Here is an 18,906-nt window from a genome sequence, read left to right on the forward strand (position 1 = left end):
CCACGCGCATGCGCGTGGCCCGACCGGTGAAGTCGCGCGATCAGGCGACCTTGGTCGCCATGTGCTTGAACATGTTGGCGCGCGCCTCGTCGTCCATCTCGGCCTTGAAGGTGAACTTGTCCTTCAAGGCGATCGCGCGCGCTGCTGCGGGGCGCGCCGAGATCTCGTCCACCAGCCGCTTCACCTTCGGGTATCGCGCAAAGGCGTCGTCACCGAGCTTGAACGGCAGCATCCGCGCCCAGCCCCACAGCGCCATGTCCACGATCGAATAGCTGTCGCCGACCATGTAGCGGCGGCCTTCGAGGTGAGCGTTGAGAATCTTGTAGTGGCGATCGGTCTCGTACTGGTAGCGGTTATGGGCGTAGTCGTGGTTCTGGTCCTTCGGCGCGAAATGCTTGAAGTGCACCGCCTGGCCCGAATAGGGGCCGACGCCGGTGGCGACGAACATCAGCCATGACAGCGTCTCGCCGCGCAGGCTCGCGGCGGGCAGGAACTTGCCGGTCTTCTCGGCGAGATAGAGCAGGATGGCGTTCGAGTCGAACACGATCGTCCCATTGTCGTCGATCGCCGGAACCTTGCCGTTCGGATTGATCTTCAGATAATCGGGCGTGAATTGCTCGCCTTTGCGGGTGTCGATCTTCACCGGCTCGAAAGCAAGGCCGCTCTCTTCCAGGTAAAGCGCGACCTTGGTCGGGTTCGGCGATCCGTTGAAATAGAATTTGAGCATCGATCTCCCCAGGGTTTGTTGCCAGGCGCGAATGCGGTGTCATTGCTGCAAGGCTGCCTCTCTTGCCCGAACCCGCTGCGGGAGAGCAACCGGCGAGTTTGCCGGGCGGTGTCTGCGCGCCACGCAGATCAGCCGGCATAACAAAGGCCGATCGCCGCCGTAACAATCATCGCGGCGCCGACCGCCTCCAGGCGCAACCCGAGGCGCGCGGCGAGATGCATGTCGGAGGCCCGCGCGGCGCGCTCCGATCCGCGCGCGTAGCCGTGCACGATCACGTCGTGATTGAAATTGTCGTGAGCCTCGTTGCTGCTGGCGAGCCCGACGCAGATCACGAGCACGCCGAACAGTGCGAGGCCGAAGAATCCGAGCAGGGCGATCAGGAACATCGGAAACATGCCGACCAGGAAGATCGGCAGCAGCGGCACCAACAGCAATGTCTCGGACTGTCGTCGCATGAGAGCAGGCCGGCCAGGACGGAGGCTGATCGGGGAAGTCTAGTCCTGGTGGAGGCGGCTTTCAACCGCGCCGTCATTCCGGGGCGCGCCTCTTGGCGCGAGCCCGGAATCCATTGGGCCGCCTGTGCTGTAGTTGGATGGATTCCGGGTTCTCGCTTCGCGAGCCCCGGAATGACGAAGGGGAAGCGGCTATTCCGCCGCCATGCCGGCGCGGATTTCGGCGCGCAGCTCGTCGATCAGCTTGAGACCCTTTTTGGTCTCGACGTGCCAGAAGGTCCAGCCGTTGCAGGCTTGCGCGCCTTGCGCCACCGCGCCGATGCGGTGGATCGAGCCGACCTTGTCGCCGAACATGATGGCGCCGTCGGCGCGCACCAGGGCGCCGAGCTTCTTCTTGGCGTCGAACAGCTTCGTGCCGGGCATGATCATGCCGCGCTCGATCAGCTCGGAGAACGCGACCCGCGGCGCCTCGCGCGCGGTCATGAACGGGGCGAGGCTCGCTTCCGGCAACGGCTCGACCGCGGCGATGCGCGCTTCGGCGGCCTTGGCGTAGGTCTTGTCGCGCTCGAAGCCGATATAGGAGCGGCCAAGACGTTTTGCGACCGCACCGGTGGTGCCGGTGCCGTTGAACGGATCGATCACGAGATCGCCGGGCTTCGACGAGGACAACAGCACGCGCGCGAGCAGGCCTTCGGGCTTCTGCGTCGGATGCACTTTCTTGCCGTCGGCGCCCTTGAGGCGCTCCTCGCCGGTGCAGAGCGGGATCAACCAGTCGGACCGTGCCTGCACGTCCTCGTTGGCGGCCTTCAGCGCCTCGTAATTGAACGTGTAGCCCTTGGACTTTTCGTCGCGCGCGGCCCAGATCATGGTCTCGTGCGCGTTGGTGAAGCGGCGGCCGCGGAAATTCGGCATCGGGTTCGACTTGCGCCAGACGATGTCGTTCAGGAGCCAGAAGCCGAGGTCCTGCATGATCGCGCCGACGCGGAAGATGTTGTGATAGGAGCCGATCACCCAGATCGTCGCCGACGGCTTCATCGCGCGGCGGGCGGCAAGCAGCCAGGCGCGGGTGAAATCGTCATAGGCGGAGAACGAATCGAACTTGTCCCAGTCGTCGTCGACGGCGTCGACGTGGGATTCGTCGGGGCGCTTGAGATCGCCCTTGAGCTGGAGATTGTAGGGCGGATCGGCGAATACGAGATCGACCGAACCGGCCTGAAGCTTCGACATCTCGGCGACGCAATCGCCGAGGATGACGCGATGCGACGGAGACTCAAAGTTTGTGCGGGGCGCCCTTGCAGACGCCCCGCGACGCGACTCTACCATGACTCAAGAACTCTGACTCAGGCGACGCTGTCGGCGACGCGGGACCAAACAACCGACTGACCGTTACATTGAAGCGGCAAAGTAAAAATCGACTTAACCCGCCGCTTTGCTGAGCAGGCCCCGAGTCGCGTTCTGCGTGCATGTCGTCGTGCGCATTCGCCGTGTTTTACAGTACATTTCGCGAGTCCCTGGCTGGCGAAAGCAATCATGGCTTCAAAAAGGCCGCAAATTTCTCTCGGAAAAAATTGCTCGACCCTCGGAAAAAATTGCTGGCATCGGCATGTTGCCGCACTAGGCAATTTTTGCCGGCCAAGATATTGATAAATGCAACGGAAATTTTACGTGTTTGGCGCGTTGAGCTTTCGCGCTCATGCGTCCGACGAAGCCGACGAACCTGATCAGGGACCCCAAAGGAAGGCCGCCATGCGTTACGATGACTTCCGCCGCAGCGACGACATCGAGGATCGTCGCGACGAAGGTGGCGGCTTTGGCGGCGGCGGAGGCGGCGGGTTCGGCCTGCCGATCGGCGGCGGCGGGCTCGGCATCGGCACCATCATCATCCTCGGTCTGGTCGGCTACGCCTTCGGCATCGATCCGCGCATCCTGATCGGCGGCGCCGAGATTCTCACCGGCGGCGGCCATGCGCCGAGCTACCAGACCGACCGCCAGGCCTCCTCCGGCAAGCGCGGCGCGCCGACCGACGAGATGGGCAGCATGATCTCGGGCATTCTCGGCGAGATCGACGATCGCTGGACCGAGATCTTCCAGGCCTCGGGCCAGTCCTATACCGGGCCGAAGATCGTGCTGTTCCGCAACGCAACCAATGGCGGGCGCTGCGGCATGGCGCAGTCGGCGATGGGCCCGTTCTATTGTCCGCCGGACCGCACCATCTTCCTCGACACCGGCTTCTTCCGCGAGGTCGAGACGCGCTTCCGCGGCTGCTCCGGCAAGTCGGCGTGCAATTTCACCACCGCCTACATCATCGCGCACGAGGCCGGCCATCACATCCAGAACCTGCTCGGCATCATTCCGCGGGTGACGCGGCTGCAGCAGCAGGCGGGCTCGAAGGCGGAGGCGAATGCGCTCCAGGTGAAGGTCGAACTGCAGGCCGACTGCCTGTCCGGCGTCTGGGTCAATCGCGAGGCGAAGAAGCGTCCGAACTTCCTCGAGCCCGGCGACATCGACGCCGCGTTGAACACGGCGAGCGCGATCGGCGACGATACGCTGCAGCGCCAGTCGACGGGCCGCGTCGTCCCGGACTCCTTCACCCACGGCTCGGCTGCGCAGCGCAAGCAGTGGTTCATGACCGGCTATCAGCAGGGCACGGTCCAGGCCTGCAACACGTTCGGAGCGGGGGCGCTATAGCGAAGATTTCGTGCCCCGGACGCAGCACGAATTATGATGCGTGATTGTGCATCTTAGGATTCAGAAGTAGTGGCGTCATCCTGAGGTGCTCGCCTCTTCGGCGAGCCTCGAAGGAGGACGAGCCCCTGGCCCATCCTTCGAGGCTCGCCCTGCGATGCAAGTGCATCGCAGGGCGCGCACCTCAGGATGACGGCGGAGGCTGGGGAAACAGGAGTGAAGTCGTGGCTTCCATCGACGAAACCAAGCAGTTCATCCCGCTCAACATCGCGGTGCTCACGGTGTCAGACACGCGCGCGCTGGCGGAGGACAAGTCCGGCCAGACGCTGGTCGATCGTCTCACCGCTGCCGGCCATCGTCTCGCCGCGCGCGAGATCGTCACCGACGACGTCGAGGCGATCCGTGACGTCGTTCGCCGCTGGATCGCGGATGCCGGCGTCGACGTCGTCATCACCACCGGCGGCACCGGCTTCACCGGCCGCGACGTCACGCCGGAGGCTATCGAGCCCCTGTTCGAAAAGCGCATGGACGGTTTCTCGATCGCGTTCCACATGCTCAGCCACGCCAAGATCGGCACGTCGACGATCCAGAGCCGCGCCACCGCGGGCGTTGCGGGCGCGACCTACATCTTCTGCCTGCCGGGCTCGCCCGGCGCCTGCCGCGACGGCTGGGACGGCATCCTTGCGGCCCAGCTCGACTACCGTACGCGGCCCTGCAATTTCGTCGAGATCATGCCGCGCCTGGACGAACATCTGCGAAGGCCGAAGGCCCAGGGCGCGACGGCGTAGGCGCGCGCCTTTTTCCCCTTCTCCCTTGTGGCGTAGGGTGGGCAAAGCGACTTGTCCGCCGTAGCTCGAAGAGCGAAGGCGGAAGCGTGCCCACGATTTTGCCCATTGCTGAAAGGTGGTGGGCACTGCGCGCGAAGAGCGCGCCTTTGCCCACCTTGCGATCCCTCTGCTGCCTTCTCCCACAAGGGGCGAGGGCACAGTCATGCGTATCGTGCTCGTTGCGAGATGATCAGAGATCACGCTCCCAGGTCTCGCCGATCAGATCCTGCCCGAAGCTGTGGTGCGGCTCGGTGGCCACGAGCTTGAAGCCTGCACTCTTGTAGATGCCGCGCGCGGCGACCAGGATGCTCTGCGTCCACAGCGTCATCCTGCTGTAGCCCCGCTCGCGTGCGCCTTGGATGCACTGCTCGACCAGCGCGCGGCCGACGCCGAGCCCGCGCGCCTTCTTCTCCACCTGCAACAGGCGCAGCTTGGCGATCTCGTCCGTGGCCTTGACCAGGAAGACCGAGCCGACCGGCTCGCCGCCGACTTCCGCGATCCAGCAGTGCTCGCGCGCGGCGTCGTAGTTCCGGATGAACTGTGCGCAGATATCGGCGACCAGCGCCTCGTAGCTGATGTCCCAGTTGTAGTCCGCGGCATAGGCGGCGCCCTGTCGGGAGATCACCCAGCCCATGTCGCCGACGCGATGGCTGCGCAGCATGAAAGCCGCGGGCTGGGTTCGGCGTTGCTCCAGCACGGACTCGATGGTCGCCATGGCCTGCGTGAGCCGCGATGCATCGCTGGCCGAAAGCTGGGCCAGCATTGCGGCGACCTCATTTTGCGAGCTCAGGTTCAGCCTGGTGAACGCCTGGCGGCCCTTGGCGGTGAGGCTGAGCTGATATTGCCTGCGATCCGCGGGCAGGGGCCTGCGCGTGATCAGCCCCTTTTCATCGAAGCTCTGGACGATACGGCTGAGATAGCCGGGGTCGAGACCGAGCTCGGTGCCGATCTCCTTGGCCGCGAGGTCGTCGCGCTGCGCGAGCTCATACAGCACCCGGGCCTCGCTGAGGGAAAACGGGCTCTTTCCAAGATGCTGGTCGAGCACGCCAAGCTTGCGGGTATAGAAGCGGTTGAACGCGCGGACCGCTGCAATGGCGTCGTCGGTACCGTCGATCGGCATGGATCACCTCAATACTTGCCATTGTCAAATAATTATTTGACTTTGGCAAGTATCAGCTGATCTCAGCCGATCATGACGATGCGGCTGCGCAGCATGGTGCGGGACGAGCGGCCGAGCCGCCGGAGCAGCTGTGCCTCGGAACGCCGGGCCTGCGGCGGATAGCCGCCTATCCGGTCGTAATGAGCACGGGCAATCAGAAGTCCTTGGTCGCCGAGCGGGCCAATCAGGCCGCGCGCCACGGCCCGGAGGATATCGCGCAATCCGGTATCTGCATAAGGCGAGCGCGCATAGCGGAACACCGCAGCCCTATCCCGTCCGCTGGTCGCGACGGCCTGGATGAACTGGGTAGTCTCCTCGATCCAGCCGGTTTCCAGCACGGCGCCGGCGGGCAGGAACATCAACCAGGGCGAACGCGCCTCGAGCGCGCCGGCGGCGAGCGCGGCGCCCTGCGAGGTCCCCTCGAAGCCGACGAAACGGCAGCCCGCGACGTCGGCAACGCGCTCGATCACGCCGTTGCGCGTGCCGTCGACCAGCAGCACTTCGCGGACGACACCGGCGGCGGCTCCGGGCACCAGCGCGGCCAAAGTCGCCACCGCCGTCTGCTCGACGCCTTCGGTCGGAATGATGACGCTCAGCATGATTGAGGCTTCAATGTCCGCACTTCGGGAGAAGCGTAGCTCGTTATGATGCTGTCATAAACCGGTCGCGTTGCCGAGTGCAACTTTCGGGCGACGCTTCGGCGTGCGATGGTAAACCGCAGCCGGTCTCGCGGCCAAATGGGTCACGCGCGGGCAGGTGATATTGCCGAATGTTTCGGCACAAGCTCATCCCGACGTTATTAACCCGAAGTTTCATGGCAACACTTCCCTGCGCGCGGGCGGTCGGCCTCTCGCAGACGAGGACGAAGCTTGCCAGATAAGGTCGAATGGAAAATGAGCGATCCTGGTGCCGGGGGAGGCCTCACATGAACGCCGATCAACTCGCCGTCGGAGCGGCGCCAACATCGCCGAAGCAGGAGGCCGCGCCGAGCTTGCGGATCCGGGCGCTGATGCTGGGGGACCGCATCAATGCTTCCGGCCTGGAGCTCGGGACGCTGGTCTCTTCCACCCCGGCGGCCTTCCGGGTCCATGCCGGTCTGGCCGTGATCTTCCGCTACGGCGTCGTGGTGCTGATCGGCCTGCTCCCGTCGGAAGAGAAGGTTCTCATCGACAGCCTGAAGTCACGCGTGACCGGAGAGCTCAGCCCCTACGAAGAAGAGATCGCGCAGGCCCAGCTCTGCAGCGATGAGGCCGCCGAGGCGATCCAGCCGGGCGGGCCGATCTGCCTTGCCAAATTCTCCGACGACCGGCTTCTGCTGGTTGCGGATGCGCTTGCCAAGAGCACGTCGCTGGCGCGCGACGAGCGCCGCGTTGCGGCGGTCTTCGATGTGATCGAACCTTTTGCGCGGGAGCTCGCCGAACGCGGCCGCACGCCGCGTCGGCGCAGGAGCATCCTGCAACTGATCGGCAACGCATTGCTGGTGCAGCAGCGCGTCGCCGGCCGCGTCGCGATCGCCGAGAAGCCCGACGTGCTCTGGGAGAAGCCCGAGCTCGACCGGCTCTATTCCCGGCTCGAGGACGAGTACGAACTGAGGGAGCGCCTCGACACGCTCGAGCGCAAGCTCACCGCGGTGTCGGAGACCGCCAACGCGCTGACCGACATCATCGACACCCAGCGCTCGCTCCGCCTCGAAATCGCGGTCGTGGTGCTGATCGTGATCGAGGTTGCGATCGGGTGTTTTCAGATATGGTCGGGGACGCATTAGCTTGTCGCCCAGCGAGATCGTAGGGTGGGCAAAGGCGCGCTTGCGCCGTGCCCACCATCCATCCGGCACTGCGATGGATTTGGTGGGCACGCTTCCGCCTTCGCTCTTCGAGCTACGGCGGACAAGTCGCTTTGCCCACCCTACGATACTTCCCTATCGGGTGGAGCTCCTGGCGCTCGCAGCATTCTTGCACAATGTCGCGCAATCATCATCTCTTCATCGGTCGGGATGACGAACACATCAACAACACTGCCGTCGCCGGCGATCCGCTCGCGCGCGTCGTCATTCGCCGCAGCATCGATGCGCACGCCGAGCCAGCCGAGCCGCTCGCAGATCGCGCCGCGAATCTCCTTGGCGTGCTCGCCGATGCCGCCGGTGAAGACCAGGCAGTCGAGGCCGCCGAGTGTGGTGGCCATCATCGCGATCTGCTGCGCCGCGCGAAGAGTGAAGAGCTCGACCGCCTCCCGCGCCCCGACCTCACCGCTCGCCAACAACGTTCGCATGTCCGCGGAAATGCCGGAGACGCCGAGCAGGCCGGACTCGTGATAGAGTAGGTGCTGGATCTCCTCGGCCGACATCTTCTCGTGCTGTTGCAGATAAAGCAGCACGCCGGGGTCGATGCTGCCGCAGCGGGTGCCCATCACGAGGCCGTCCAGCGGCGTCAGTCCCATCGTGGTGTCGATGCTGCGGCCGTGGTGCAACGCGCACAGGCTGGCGCCGTTGCCGAGATGCGCGACGACGCTGCGCTTGGCGATGAGTTCCGGCGCGATCGCGGCAAGGCGGCCCGCGACATATTCGAAGGAGAGGCCGTGAAAGCCGTAGCGTCGGACGCCACGCTCTTCATAGCGCCGCGGAATCGCGAAGCGGCGCGCTGGCGGTGCGAGGCCGTGATGGAAGGCGGTGTCGAAGCAGGCGATCTGCATCAGCGCAGGCCGGATCGCCGCAAGCGCGCGAACGGACGCGAGGCAACGCGGCTGGTGCAGCGGCGCCAGCGGCGTCAATGCCGCCAGCTTCGCGGTGACGTCGTCCGTCAGCGCCACCGGGCCCGAATAATCCGGCCCGCCGTGGACGATACGGTGACCGACCGCGCGCAGGCTGTGGGCGCCGAACCTCTCCTCGATGAAGGCGAGCACGCCGGCGAACAGATGGCCGCCGCCGGCATCCGGCGCTTGCCTCCGTGTCGCGAACAGGTCGTCGCCCGCCGGGCTCTTCACGACGAGGCGTGGTTTTGCTTCGTGCTCGTCGAGCAAGCCCTTGCAGAGCAGGACGGGCTCAGCCGCCGAGATGTCGAACAGGCCGAACTTGATGCTCGACGATCCCGAGTTGAGGACGAGGACCATGTCCGACATGGCTAGTCGCCGGCTTCGGCAGGCGTGCTGCCGCCGGAGCTGTTGGGCCAGACCCAGTCGCGGATCTCCGGCATGTCCTCGCCGTGCTCGCGCACATAGCGAGAATGCTCGATCAGCTTGTCGCGGAATTGCTGCTTGGCCTGCGCGGCCTTGGCCGCGAGTCCGGGCACGCGTTCGATCGCCTCGATCGCGAGGTGGTAGCGGTCGAGCTCGTTGAGCACGACCATGTCGAACGGCGTCGTCGTGGTGCCTTCCTCGGCAAAGCCGCGCACATGCATGCCGGCATGATTGGTGCGGTTATAGGTTAGCCGGTGGATCAGGTAGGGATAGCCGTGATAGGCGAAGATGACAGGCTTGTCGCGCGTGAACAGGCTGTCGAAGTCGCGGTCGGACAGGCCGTGCGGATGCTGCTCCTTCGGCTGCAGCGTCATGAGGTCGACGACGTTGACGACGCGGATCCTCAGATCAGGCAGTGCCTTGCGCAGGAGATCGACGGCGGCGAGCGTCTCCAGCGTCGGAACATCACCGGCGCAGACCATCACCACATCGGGCTCGCCCGTTGCTTGTTCCGTCCCGGCCCAGCTCCAGATGCCGATGCCGGCATCGCAATGCGTGGCAGCGTCCGGCATCGAGAGCCATTGCGGCGCCGGCTGCTTGCCGGCGACGATGACGTTGATGCGATTGTAGGTGCGCAGGCAGTGATCGGCGATCCACAGCAGCGTGTTGGCATCCGGCGGGAAGTAGATGCGGACGATATCGGCCTTCTTGTTGGCGACGAGATCGACGAAGCCGGGGTCCTGATGGCTGAAGCCGTTGTGGTCCTGACGCCAGACATGCGAGGTCAGGAGATAATTCAGCGAGGCGATCGGGCGCCGCCATGGCAGATGCCGCGCTACCTTCAGCCATTTGGCGTGCTGGTTGAACATGGAATCGACGATGTGGATGAAGGCCTCGTAGCACGAGAAGAAGCCGTGCCTGCCGGTGAGCAGATAGCCCTCGAGCCAGCCCTGGCAGAGATGCTCGCTCAGCACCTCCATGACGCGGCCATTCTGCGCCAGATGCACGTCGTAAGATTCGATCGGCTCCATCCAGACGCGTTCGGTCGCCTCGAACACCGCGTCCAACCGGTTTGACGCGGTCTCGTCCGGGCCCATGATGCGGAAGTTGCGCTCCGTCGCGTTGAGGCGGATGACGTCGCGCAGGAATTTGCCGAGCTCGCGCGTCGCTTCGGCCACGACGCCGCCGGGCTGCGGCACCTCGATCGCGAAGCGGTGGAAGTCCGGCAGCTTCAGCTCTTTCTTCAGCAGGCCGCCATTGGCGTGCGGGTTGGCGCCCATGCGGCGGTCGCCGCGAGGCGCGAGCGCCTGAAGCTCGGGAACGAGGGCGCCGTGGGCGTCGAACAGTTTTTCGGGCTCGTAGCTGCGCATCCAGTCTTCGAGCACCTTCAGGTGCGCCGGGTTTTCGCGGCAGCCCGAGACGGGGACCTGATGCGCGCGCCAGAAGCCCTCGACCTTCTTGCCGTCGACCTCCTTCGGGCCGGTCCAGCCCTTCGGGCTGCGCAGCACGATCATCGGCCAGCGCGGCCGCTCGACGCTGCCGCGCCCGTCGCGTGCGTGCTGCTGGATCGAGCGGATGCTGGCGAGCGCGACGTCGAGCGCGTCCGCCATGGCCTGGTGCATCAATTTGGGATCGTCACCCTCGACGAACAGCGGCTCGTGGCCGAAACCGCGAAAGAGATCGCGGATTTCCGCATCTCGCATCCGGCCCAGCACGGTCGGATTGGCGATCTTGTAGCCGTTGAGGTGCAGGATCGGCAGCACCGCGCCGTCATGGGCGGGGTTCAGGAACTTGTTGGAGTGCCAGGACGCAGCCAGCGGGCCGGTCTCGGCCTCGCCGTCGCCGACGACGCAGGCGACGATCAAATCAGGATTGTCGAAGGCCGCGCCGTAGGCGTGCACCAGCGCGTAGCCGAGTTCGCCGCCCTCGTGGATCGAGCCCGGCGTTTCCGGCGCCGCATGGCTCGGGATGCCGCCGGGAAAGGAGAACTGCCTGAACAGCTTGCGCATGCCGTCCGCATCGCGGGCGATCTCGGGATAGATCTCGCTGTAGCTGCCTTCCAGATAGGTATTGGCGACCATGCCCGGTCCGCCATGGCCGGGGCCGCAGACATAGATCACGTCGAGATCAAGCGCGCGGATCACGCGATTGAGATGGGCATAGATGAAGTTCAGGCCGGGCGTCGTGCCCCAATGGCCGAGCAGGCGCGGCTTGATGTGCTCGGCCCGCAACGGCTCGCGCAGCAGTGGATTGTCGAGCAGATAGATTTGCCCCACGGAGAGGTAGTTGGCGGCGCGCCAATAGCGATCAAGGAGATCGAGATCGCTGCTCGCGGCAGCTGATTGTTGTTGATTTGTCATGTTCTTGCCGATTGTTGCCGAGCTACGCCCCGCGATCGTCACCAACATTGTTCCGGCGCGATCGATCCCTGTCCGGCATCAAACGGGATCGTTGCGACAGGCTTGTTGCGTGAGGTCAAAAGAACGCGCCCGAAATTTGGGCGGCAGCTTTGCATGGGGTTGTTTTTCCATTTTTTATCTGTGTTCTTGATTTGTTCCTTTGGCGTGCTATCTTGGGTTCATGAGTCCAGCAGCATCCTCTCATGCTCTCAAGCACCCGCCGGTCAAGGCGCCCTCCGAGCCGGCGGGTGCGGACTCTGATTTTCCGGAACTCGGCGTCGCCATCGACCGCGCACGCCGGCGAGGGCGGGGGGCGCAGTCCAATGCCAGCGGCCGCTACGAGGCCGAGGCGCGCGTCGCCTTCGACGACGGCTGGCAGAGCCTGGAAGAGCTGCCGCCGTTCAAGACCACGGTCGCAGTCGACACGTCGCGCAAGGTGATCACCCGTAACGACTCACCCGACATCGGCTTCGACCGCTCGATCAATCCCTATCGCGGCTGCGAGCACGGCTGTGTCTACTGCTTCGCCCGGCCGACCCACGCCTATCTCGGCCTGTCGCCGGGCCTCGATTTCGAATCGAAGCTGTTTGCAAAACCCGAGGCGCCTTCGCTGCTCGAGAAGGAGCTCGCCGCCTCCGGCTACGAGCCGCGGATGATCGCGATCGGCACCAACACCGATCCCTATCAGCCGATTGAGCGCGAGCACAAGATCATGCGCGGCATCCTCGAGGTGCTGGAGCGTGCCGGCCATCCCGTCGGCATCGTCACCAAATCGGCACTGGTGCTGCGCGACATCGACATTCTCGCGCGGATGGCCAAGCGCAACCTCGCCAAGGTCGCGATCTCCGTGACCTCGCTCGATCCGAAACTGGCCCGCACCATGGAGCCGCGCGCCGCGACGCCGCCGAAGCGGCTGGAGGCGCTGAAGCAGCTCTCAGATGCCGGCATTCCGACCACTGTGATGGTGGCGCCGGTGATCCCTGCGCTGAACGATTGCGAGATCGAGCGCATTCTCGATGCCGCCGCCCATGCCGGCGTCAAGGAAGCCTCCTATGTGCTGCTGCGGCTGCCGCTTGAGGTGCGCGATCTCTTCCGTGAATGGCTGATGGCGAACTATCCGGACCGCTACCGCCACGTCTTCACCCTGATCCGCGACATGCGCGGCGGGCGCGACTACGATGCGAAATGGGGCGAGCGGATGAAGGGCACCGGACCGATGGCCTGGACCATCGGCCGCCGCTTCGAGATCGCCTGCGAGCGGCTCGGGCTGAACAAGCGCCGCTCCAAGCTGACGACGGATCACTTTGCGCGGCCGAAGCGGAACGGCGATCAGCTCAGCCTGTTCTGATCGGGGAACGGAAGAGGCGTCGCATGCTTGGGGAACTCAACGTGCCGGTGCCGCGGCTCACGGTCATCACACTCGGCGTCAGCGACATCCGCGCCAGCATTGCTTTTTACGACGCGCTCGGTTTCTCGCGCCGGCTGAAGGCAACCGGCGAGGCGGTTGCGTTCTACGATACCGGTGGTCCCGTGCTCGCCTTGTATCGCTGGGATCAGCTTGCGGCCGACGCGGGGCTGCCGGACCAGCCGAGGCCGCAGGCCTTCCGCGGCATGACGCTCGCCTGGAACTGTCGGACCCGTGAGGAGGTCGATGCGGTGATGGCCTTCGCGCTCGGCAAGGGGGCGAAGCTGGTGAAGGCCGCGCACGAGACCGATTACGGCGGATATTCCGGTTATTTCGCCGACCCTGACGGCCATCCCTGGGAGGTCGTGGTCGCGCCCGGCATCGATGTCGGCGACGACCGGCGGGTGCATCTGGCGGAGTAGGCGGCCTGAATAGCGGGAATTGTGCGAGGTTCCGGGTTGCGCAGGCCGGGCCCCTTGCGCACGATCCCGGCCATGATTCGGGACAAGTCCGCGACCAAGCCGGCCAAAGCCGCGCCTCGGAAGGCTGCTGCGAACAAGGCAGCGCCTGCCAAAGCCGCTGCTGCCAAGGCAATGGCCGCTCCCGCCGGCAAGAAAGGTATCATTGCCGTAGCCCCCCCGAGCTTTCGCCGCGAGCGCGCGCTGATCAAGCGCGGGGTCTGGCCGGTCGCCGGCTGCGACGAGGCCGGTCGCGGACCGCTGGCAGGCCCCGTGGTGGCGGCTGCCGTGATTCTCGACCCCGACCGCATCCCGCGCGGCATCGACGATTCCAAGCGCCTGACGGCCGAGGAGCGCGAAAAGCTGTTCGATAAGATCTGCGCCACCGCGCAGGTCTCGGTTGCCGTCGCCTCGCCCTCGCGAATCGATCGCGACAACATCCTGCGCGCCTCGCTGTGGGCGCTGAAGCGCGCCGTGGTGGCGCTGCCGGAGGCGCCCAGGCATGTCTTCGTCGACGGCCGCGACCGGCTCGACACCGAATGCGACTGTGAGGCCGTGATCGGCGGCGACGGCATCGTGCTGTCGATCGCCGCGGCCTCCATCATCGCCAAGGTGACGCGTGACCGCCTGATGTGCGCGCTGGCGCAGGACTGTCCCGGCTACGGCTTCGAGCAGCACAAGGGCTATGCCGTTCCCGAGCACCTCGACGCGCTCGACCGCCTCGGCCCCACCATCCACCACCGCAGCTTCTTCGCCCCCGTCGTCGCCGCCCGCGCCAAGCACATGCCCTGGACCGTCGAGCCGGTGCGTGACCTGTTCGCGGTGACCGAGGTCGAGGTGCAGGTGGACGCGAGCGTTGAGATCGACGTCTCGGCAAATCTCTAAATCGACCTCACAGCTCTACCATCCGTCATGGCCGGGCTTGACCCGGCCATCCACGCCTTACGCACAGCCCGTAAGAACGGGGAGAGGGAGCACACCGAAGTTGCCACGACCGGCGACGCCCCTTATCAAAGTAGTCGTGAGCGAATAGGGCCGGCTGGACGGGTTGGCTGCATCTTTCGGGCGTTGCATGCGGTTTACCTCCCTGGTCATCGAGCTCATTCGCGCCCGGCCGCGGCTGATCGTCTGGATCGTCGTGCTGCTGCAGGCTTTTATGTGGCTGTTCGTGGCGCTGGTGTTCTACCGCAGCCCGCCCGGCACGCTGGCGACGCTGCTGGCTTTCGGACGCGAATACCAGGTCGGCACCGACCTGGGGCCGCCCTTGCCGGTCTGGCTCGCCGACATCGCCTATCGCGCCGCCGGTGGCCACATGTTCGGCGTCTATGTGCTGGCCGAGCTCTGCGAGATCGCGACTTTCATCGCGCTCTATCATCTGTCCCGCGCCGTGGTCGGCTCGCAGCAGGCGGTGCTCGCCGTGTTGCTGACCATGACGGTGCTCGCCTTCTCCTCCTCGGCGCTCGACTTCGGCCCCCTCGTGCTGGCCCGGCCGCTCTGGGCGCTGCTGCTGCTGCACTCCTGGCAGATCATCGGCCAGCGCCGCGGCAATGCCTGGTTCGCCTGGTCGATCGAGGCCGGCCTGTTGCTGCTGACGACGCCCGCGGCGATCTTCCTGCTGCTGCTGCTCGTCGTGTTCGCGGTCTCGACCGGCGGCGGCCGCCGGACGCTGCGCGCGCTGGATCCGCTGTTCGCGCTGATCGTCGTCGCCGTGCTGGCGCTGCCCTATGCGGTCTGGCTGATGCGGGCCGAGACGCTTGCGATGCCGGCCCTGCCGCAACTCTCGGAGCTGAATGGCCGTGCCCTGCATGCGGCCTGGCTGCTCGGCGGCCTCGTGCTCGGGGCTGCCGCGATCCCGGCGCTGACCTTCCTCAACACCGGCCTGTTTGCCGGCAAGGGCGAGGAGCCGCCGATCATCTACCGGCCGCCGGTCGAGCCGCTGGCGCGCAGCTTCGTCTATTTCTTCGCACTTGCCCCAGTGCTGGGCGGGGTGCTGATCTCCGGCCTGCTCGGGCTCGAATCCGTCGTCGGCGGCGCCGGCGTCGTCCTCGTCACGTCCGGGCTGGCCGTGGTGGTCGCGGCCGGCGATCTCATTGCGATGCGCCGCGCGCGGATGCTGCGCATGGTGTGGGCCGCGGCCGTCGTGGCCCCGGCCATCGGCGTCGTCCTGGGCGTCCTGCTCCTGCCCTGGACCGGCACGGGCGAGATCGCGACCTCGATGCCGGCACGCGCGATCTCGGACTTCTTCGACGACAGCTTTGCCCGCCGCACCAACCATCGCCTGCGCGCCGTTGCGGGCGAGACGCAGCTTGCGAGCCTGATCACGCTGCATTCCGGGCGTCCGCATCTTTTCATCGACGCCGACCCTGCGCGCACGCCGTGGATGAATCAGGCCAAATTCAACGAGACGGGCGGCGTCGTGGTCTGGCGCGCCTCCGACACCGCCGGCACGCCGCCGCCGGACATTCTCAAACGCTTCCCCGGCATCGTGCCGGAAGTGCCGCGTGCGTTCGAATGGCTGGTGACCGGACGCCAGCAGCTGCTGCGCATCGGCTGGGCCATCGTGCGGCCGAAGGGGACGTAGGGGTAGTGTCATTCCGGGGCGCGGCGAAGCCGCGAGCCCGGAATCCATTCATCCACTAACTCTGCCGCTCGATGGATTCCGGGTTCTCGCTTCGCGAGCCCCGGAATGACGGCGTGGGTGTAGTTACACCGCGCCTTCCGCCAGCACCTTGGCGATCGCACGCAGATCCTGCCACGCCAGCCGTTTGTAGGACGGCGAGCGGAGCAGATAGGCGGGATGGAACGTCGGCAGCGCGCGGATGGTGCGCGCACCCGTCTCGTAGTCGAACCAGCGTCCGCGGGTGCGCATGATGCCCTCGCGCGTTCCCAGCAGCGTCTGCGTCGAGGGATTACCGAGCGTCACCAGCACATCCGGATTCACCAGTTCGATATGGCGCTGGATGAAGGGCAGGCACACTTGCGTCTCCTGCGGCGTCGGCGTGCGGTTGCCGGGCGGCCGCCACGGAATCACGTTGGCGATGTAGGCGGTGCTGCGGTTGAGGCCGATGGCGCCGATCATGAGATCGAGCAGCTTGCCGCTGCGTCCGACGAAAGGCAGGCCCTCGATGTCCTCGTCGCGGCCCGGCGCCTCGCCGACGAACATGATGCGCGCCTGCGGGTTGCCGTCGGCGAACACCAGCCGCGTCGCGGTGTGCTTCAGCGCGCAGCCCTCGAAATTCTGCATCAGCTCGCGCAGCGCCTCCAGCGTCGGCGCGGTGCGCGCGGCCTCGCGCGCGGAGGCGATGGCGATGTCGGGAGCAGGCGCTGCCTCGCCGCGCATCACCGCCGGCGCGGCGAGCGGCCGCGGCACCTCGATCGCAGGTGCCGCGCGCGGGGCCGCGGGCGGAGCAGCCAATTCCGCCAGGCGGTCGATCGGTTCCTCGGCGAGCGCGCAGTCGACACCGGCCTCCAGATAGAAGGCAAGAAGCTCTCGGACGGTGGGTGCGGGTTCGGGGATCATCTGGAAAGTCAGACTTTTATATCAGTTTGGGGCGCCTTGCATCCCAGCGAAATGCATTTCCGCTGTTGTCCTACCCGGAAAAATCGGAAACAAGGGGGCGCAAACGACCGAGGACCGTCTCAAGGGCTGAGATCAGATGAGCACCGAAGAACTTCCCCCGCGCGAATCCATGGAATTCGACGTCGTCATCGTCGGCGCCGGCCCCTCCGGTCTGTCGGCCGCGATCCGGCTGAAGCAGCTCAACGCCGATCTCAACGTCGTTGTGGTGGAGAAGGGCTCCGAGGTCGGCGCGCATATTCTCTCCGGTGCGGTAATCGATCCGGCCGGGCTCGACAAGCTGGTCCCGGACTGGCGCGAGGATCCCGATTGCTCGCTCAAGACCCAGGTCAAGGACGACCGCTTCTTCTGGTTCACCGAGACCGGCGCGATCAAGCTGCCGAACTTCATCATGCCGCCGCTGATGAACAACCATCACTGCTATATCGGCTCGCTCGGCAATGTCTGCCGCTGGCTGGCGCGGAAGGCCGAGGCGCTTGGCGTCGAGATCTATCCGGGCTTTGCCGCAGCCGAGGTGCTCTATGACGAGGCGGGCAGCGTCAGGGGTATCGCCACCGGCGACATGGGGATCGGCCGTGACGGCAAGCCGAAGGACTCCTTCACCCGCGGCATGGAATTGCTCGGCAAGTACACGCTGTTCGCGGAAGGCGCCCGCGGCAGCCTGTCCAAGCAGCTCATCGCGAAATACGCGCTCGACGCCAAAAGCGAGCCGCCGAAATTCGGCATCGGCCTCAAGGAAGTCTGGCAGATCGATCCGGCCAAGCACCAGAAGGGTCTGGTCCAGCATGCCGTCGGTTGGCCGCTGAACAACGATACCGGTGGCGGCCTGTTCTTCTACCATTACGACGAGAACCTGGTGTCGATCGGCTTTGTCGTCCATCTCAACTACAACGATCCCTATCTGTCGCCGTTCGACGAATTCCAGCGCGTCAAGAACCATCCTGCGGTGCGGACCACGCTCGAAGGCGGCAAGCGGCTGGCCTATGGCGCCCGCGCCATCACCGAAGGCGGTTACCAGTCGGTGCCGCGGCTGAGCTTCCCCGGTGGCGCGCTGATCGGCTGCGCCGCCGGCTTCGTCAACGTGCCGCGCATCAAGGGCGTGCACAATGCGATGGGCACCGGCATGCTCGCCGCCGAGCATGTCAATGCCGCACTTGGTGCGGGCCGCGCCAATGACGAGCTCGTCGAATACGAGAACGCGTGGCGCGACTCCGTCGTCGGCAAGGACCTTTACCCGGTACGCAACGCCAAGCCGCTCTTGTCGAAGTTCGGCACCTTCATCGGCGCCGGCCTCGGCATCTTCGACATGTGGTGCAACACGCTGTTCGGGGCCTCGCTGTTCGGCACCCAGTCTCATGCCAAGCCCGACCGCGCCACGCTCGAGCCGGCGAAGAGCCACGCTCCGAAGAACTACCCGAAGCCGGACGGCAAGATCTCCTTCGACAAGCTGTCCTCCGTGTTCCTTTCCAACACCAACCATGAGGAGGACCAGCCGGTCCATCTGAAGGTCACGGACATGAACCTGCAGAAGGCTTCCGAGCACGACGTCTTCGCCGGTCCTTCGAATCGCTATTGCCCCGCCGGCGTCTATGAGTGGATCGAGGAGGGCTCGGGTCCGCGTTTCCAGATCAACGCTCAGAACTGCGTCCACTGCAAAACCTGCGACGTGAAGGATCCCAACGGTAACATCACCTGGGTTCCCCCGGAGGGCGGCGGCGGCCCGAACTACGAGGCAATGTAAGGTCGACGAAGCAAGCGGATCTGATCACGGAGTGACCCGACGCACGTTCGCGTGAGCACGGGGGCGCGACGACGGGTCGCGGCCACGATAAGGCCATAGTAGCGGCGTCTTGGGGCTGCTCCTGACCGGTGACTTGGCCGATTTGGGCCTTTTCGGGAGGCGGGCGTCCGGTCCGAATCCTTGCGGCGAAGCGCCAAAAGCGGCATTGTCGGCCCAACGGTTCCGGGTCCGGATGCCTCCGGCCGCCTTCGCATGCGATACGGCCCTTTGCTGCAAACCCAGGCACTACCAACTCAAGGCGAGCC

General features: G+C 65.6%; 16 protein-coding genes. 8 read left to right on the forward strand and 8 right to left on the reverse strand.

The window, feature by feature from the left end:
- Positions 1–40: 40 nt before the first annotated feature.
- The 3 genes from E4K64_RS32280 to E4K64_RS32290 all read right to left on the reverse strand — a co-directional run bounded on the left by E4K64_RS32280 (position 41) and on the right by E4K64_RS32290 (position 2,502).
- Complete coding sequence (locus E4K64_RS32280; RefSeq protein ID WP_135167002.1) at positions 41–727, reverse strand: glutathione S-transferase family protein; 687 nt, start codon at positions 725–727, stop codon at positions 41–43.
- Between the two features lie 128 nt (positions 728–855).
- A complete protein-coding gene (locus tag E4K64_RS32285) occupies positions 856–1,182 on the reverse strand; it encodes a hypothetical protein (protein WP_135167003.1) in 327 nt (108 codons plus the stop codon).
- A 189-nt stretch (positions 1,183–1,371) separates the two neighbouring features.
- On the reverse strand, positions 1,372–2,502 hold the full coding sequence (locus E4K64_RS32290) for a site-specific DNA-methyltransferase (protein WP_135167004.1): 1,131 nt from the start codon (positions 2,500–2,502) through the stop codon (positions 1,372–1,374).
- Between the two features lie 423 nt (positions 2,503–2,925).
- Here E4K64_RS32290 and ypfJ point away from each other — a divergent pair, with 423 nt between their 5' ends.
- Positions 2,926–3,867: a KPN_02809 family neutral zinc metallopeptidase gene (gene ypfJ, locus E4K64_RS32295; RefSeq protein WP_135167005.1), complete on the forward strand. Its 942-nt coding sequence runs from the start codon at positions 2,926–2,928 to the stop codon at positions 3,865–3,867.
- 221 nt (positions 3,868–4,088) lie between these two features.
- Entirely contained in the window at positions 4,089–4,652 is a 564-nt protein-coding gene (moaB, locus tag E4K64_RS32300) for a molybdenum cofactor biosynthesis protein B (RefSeq protein WP_135167006.1), read from the forward strand.
- 229 nt (positions 4,653–4,881) lie between these two features.
- Here moaB and E4K64_RS32305 read toward each other — a convergent pair whose 3' ends face one another.
- Both E4K64_RS32305 and E4K64_RS32310 read right to left on the reverse strand, forming a co-directional pair.
- Positions 4,882–5,811, reverse strand: a complete 930-nt coding sequence (locus E4K64_RS32305; protein WP_135167007.1) for a bifunctional helix-turn-helix transcriptional regulator/GNAT family N-acetyltransferase — start codon at positions 5,809–5,811, stop codon at positions 4,882–4,884.
- A 62-nt stretch (positions 5,812–5,873) separates the two neighbouring features.
- Complete coding sequence (locus tag E4K64_RS32310) at positions 5,874–6,449, reverse strand: glycosyltransferase family protein (protein WP_135167008.1); 576 nt, start codon at positions 6,447–6,449, stop codon at positions 5,874–5,876.
- A 326-nt stretch (positions 6,450–6,775) separates the two neighbouring features.
- Between E4K64_RS32310 and E4K64_RS32315 the strand changes: the two genes are divergently transcribed.
- Positions 6,776–7,615, forward strand: coding sequence for an RMD1 family protein (locus E4K64_RS32315; protein ID WP_135167009.1), 840 nt, complete (start codon positions 6,776–6,778; stop codon positions 7,613–7,615).
- A 140-nt stretch (positions 7,616–7,755) separates the two neighbouring features.
- Here the strand turns inward: E4K64_RS32315 and E4K64_RS32320 are convergent, their stop codons facing one another.
- Together E4K64_RS32320 and E4K64_RS32325 are read right to left on the reverse strand one after the other, a co-directional pair.
- The gene (locus E4K64_RS32320) at positions 7,756–8,964 is read right to left on the reverse strand and encodes an acetate/propionate family kinase (RefSeq protein ID WP_135167010.1); all 1,209 of its coding nucleotides are present in this window, start codon (positions 8,962–8,964) and stop codon (positions 7,756–7,758) included.
- Positions 8,965–8,966: 2 nt separating this feature from the next.
- Positions 8,967–11,381, reverse strand: coding sequence for a phosphoketolase family protein (locus tag E4K64_RS32325; protein ID WP_167772375.1), 2,415 nt, complete (start codon positions 11,379–11,381; stop codon positions 8,967–8,969).
- Between the two features lie 220 nt (positions 11,382–11,601).
- On the opposite strand from E4K64_RS32325, the gene E4K64_RS32330 reads away from it, so the two are divergent.
- The 4 genes from E4K64_RS32330 (at position 11,602) to E4K64_RS32345 (ending at position 15,864) form a co-directional block, all read left to right on the forward strand.
- Positions 11,602–12,768, forward strand: a complete 1,167-nt coding sequence (locus E4K64_RS32330; protein WP_135167012.1) for a PA0069 family radical SAM protein — start codon at positions 11,602–11,604, stop codon at positions 12,766–12,768.
- A gap of 23 nt (positions 12,769–12,791) precedes the next feature.
- A complete protein-coding gene (locus E4K64_RS32335) occupies positions 12,792–13,247 on the forward strand; it encodes a VOC family protein (RefSeq protein WP_135167013.1) in 456 nt (151 codons plus the stop codon).
- A 72-nt stretch (positions 13,248–13,319) separates the two neighbouring features.
- The gene (rnhB, locus tag E4K64_RS32340) at positions 13,320–14,168 is read left to right on the forward strand and encodes a ribonuclease HII (protein ID WP_135167014.1); all 849 of its coding nucleotides are present in this window, start codon (positions 13,320–13,322) and stop codon (positions 14,166–14,168) included.
- 187 nt (positions 14,169–14,355) lie between these two features.
- Positions 14,356–15,864 (forward strand): glycosyltransferase family 39 protein, encoded by a 1,509-nt coding sequence (locus tag E4K64_RS32345; protein WP_135167015.1) that lies wholly within the window; start codon positions 14,356–14,358, stop codon positions 15,862–15,864.
- A 123-nt stretch (positions 15,865–15,987) separates the two neighbouring features.
- Here the strand turns inward: E4K64_RS32345 and E4K64_RS32350 are convergent, their stop codons facing one another.
- Positions 15,988–16,803 carry a uracil-DNA glycosylase gene (locus E4K64_RS32350; RefSeq protein WP_135167016.1) on the reverse strand — a complete coding sequence of 272 codons (816 nt, stop codon included), beginning with the start codon at positions 16,801–16,803 and terminating at the stop codon, positions 15,988–15,990.
- 136 nt (positions 16,804–16,939) lie between these two features.
- Between E4K64_RS32350 and E4K64_RS32355 the strand changes: the two genes are divergently transcribed.
- Positions 16,940–18,601 (forward strand): electron transfer flavoprotein-ubiquinone oxidoreductase, encoded by a 1,662-nt coding sequence (locus E4K64_RS32355; RefSeq protein WP_135167017.1) that lies wholly within the window; start codon positions 16,940–16,942, stop codon positions 18,599–18,601.
- Positions 18,602–18,906: the final 305 nt, after the last annotated feature.

Source organism: Bradyrhizobium frederickii (assembly GCF_004570865.1).
GTDB lineage: Bacteria > Pseudomonadota > Alphaproteobacteria > Rhizobiales > Xanthobacteraceae > Bradyrhizobium > Bradyrhizobium frederickii.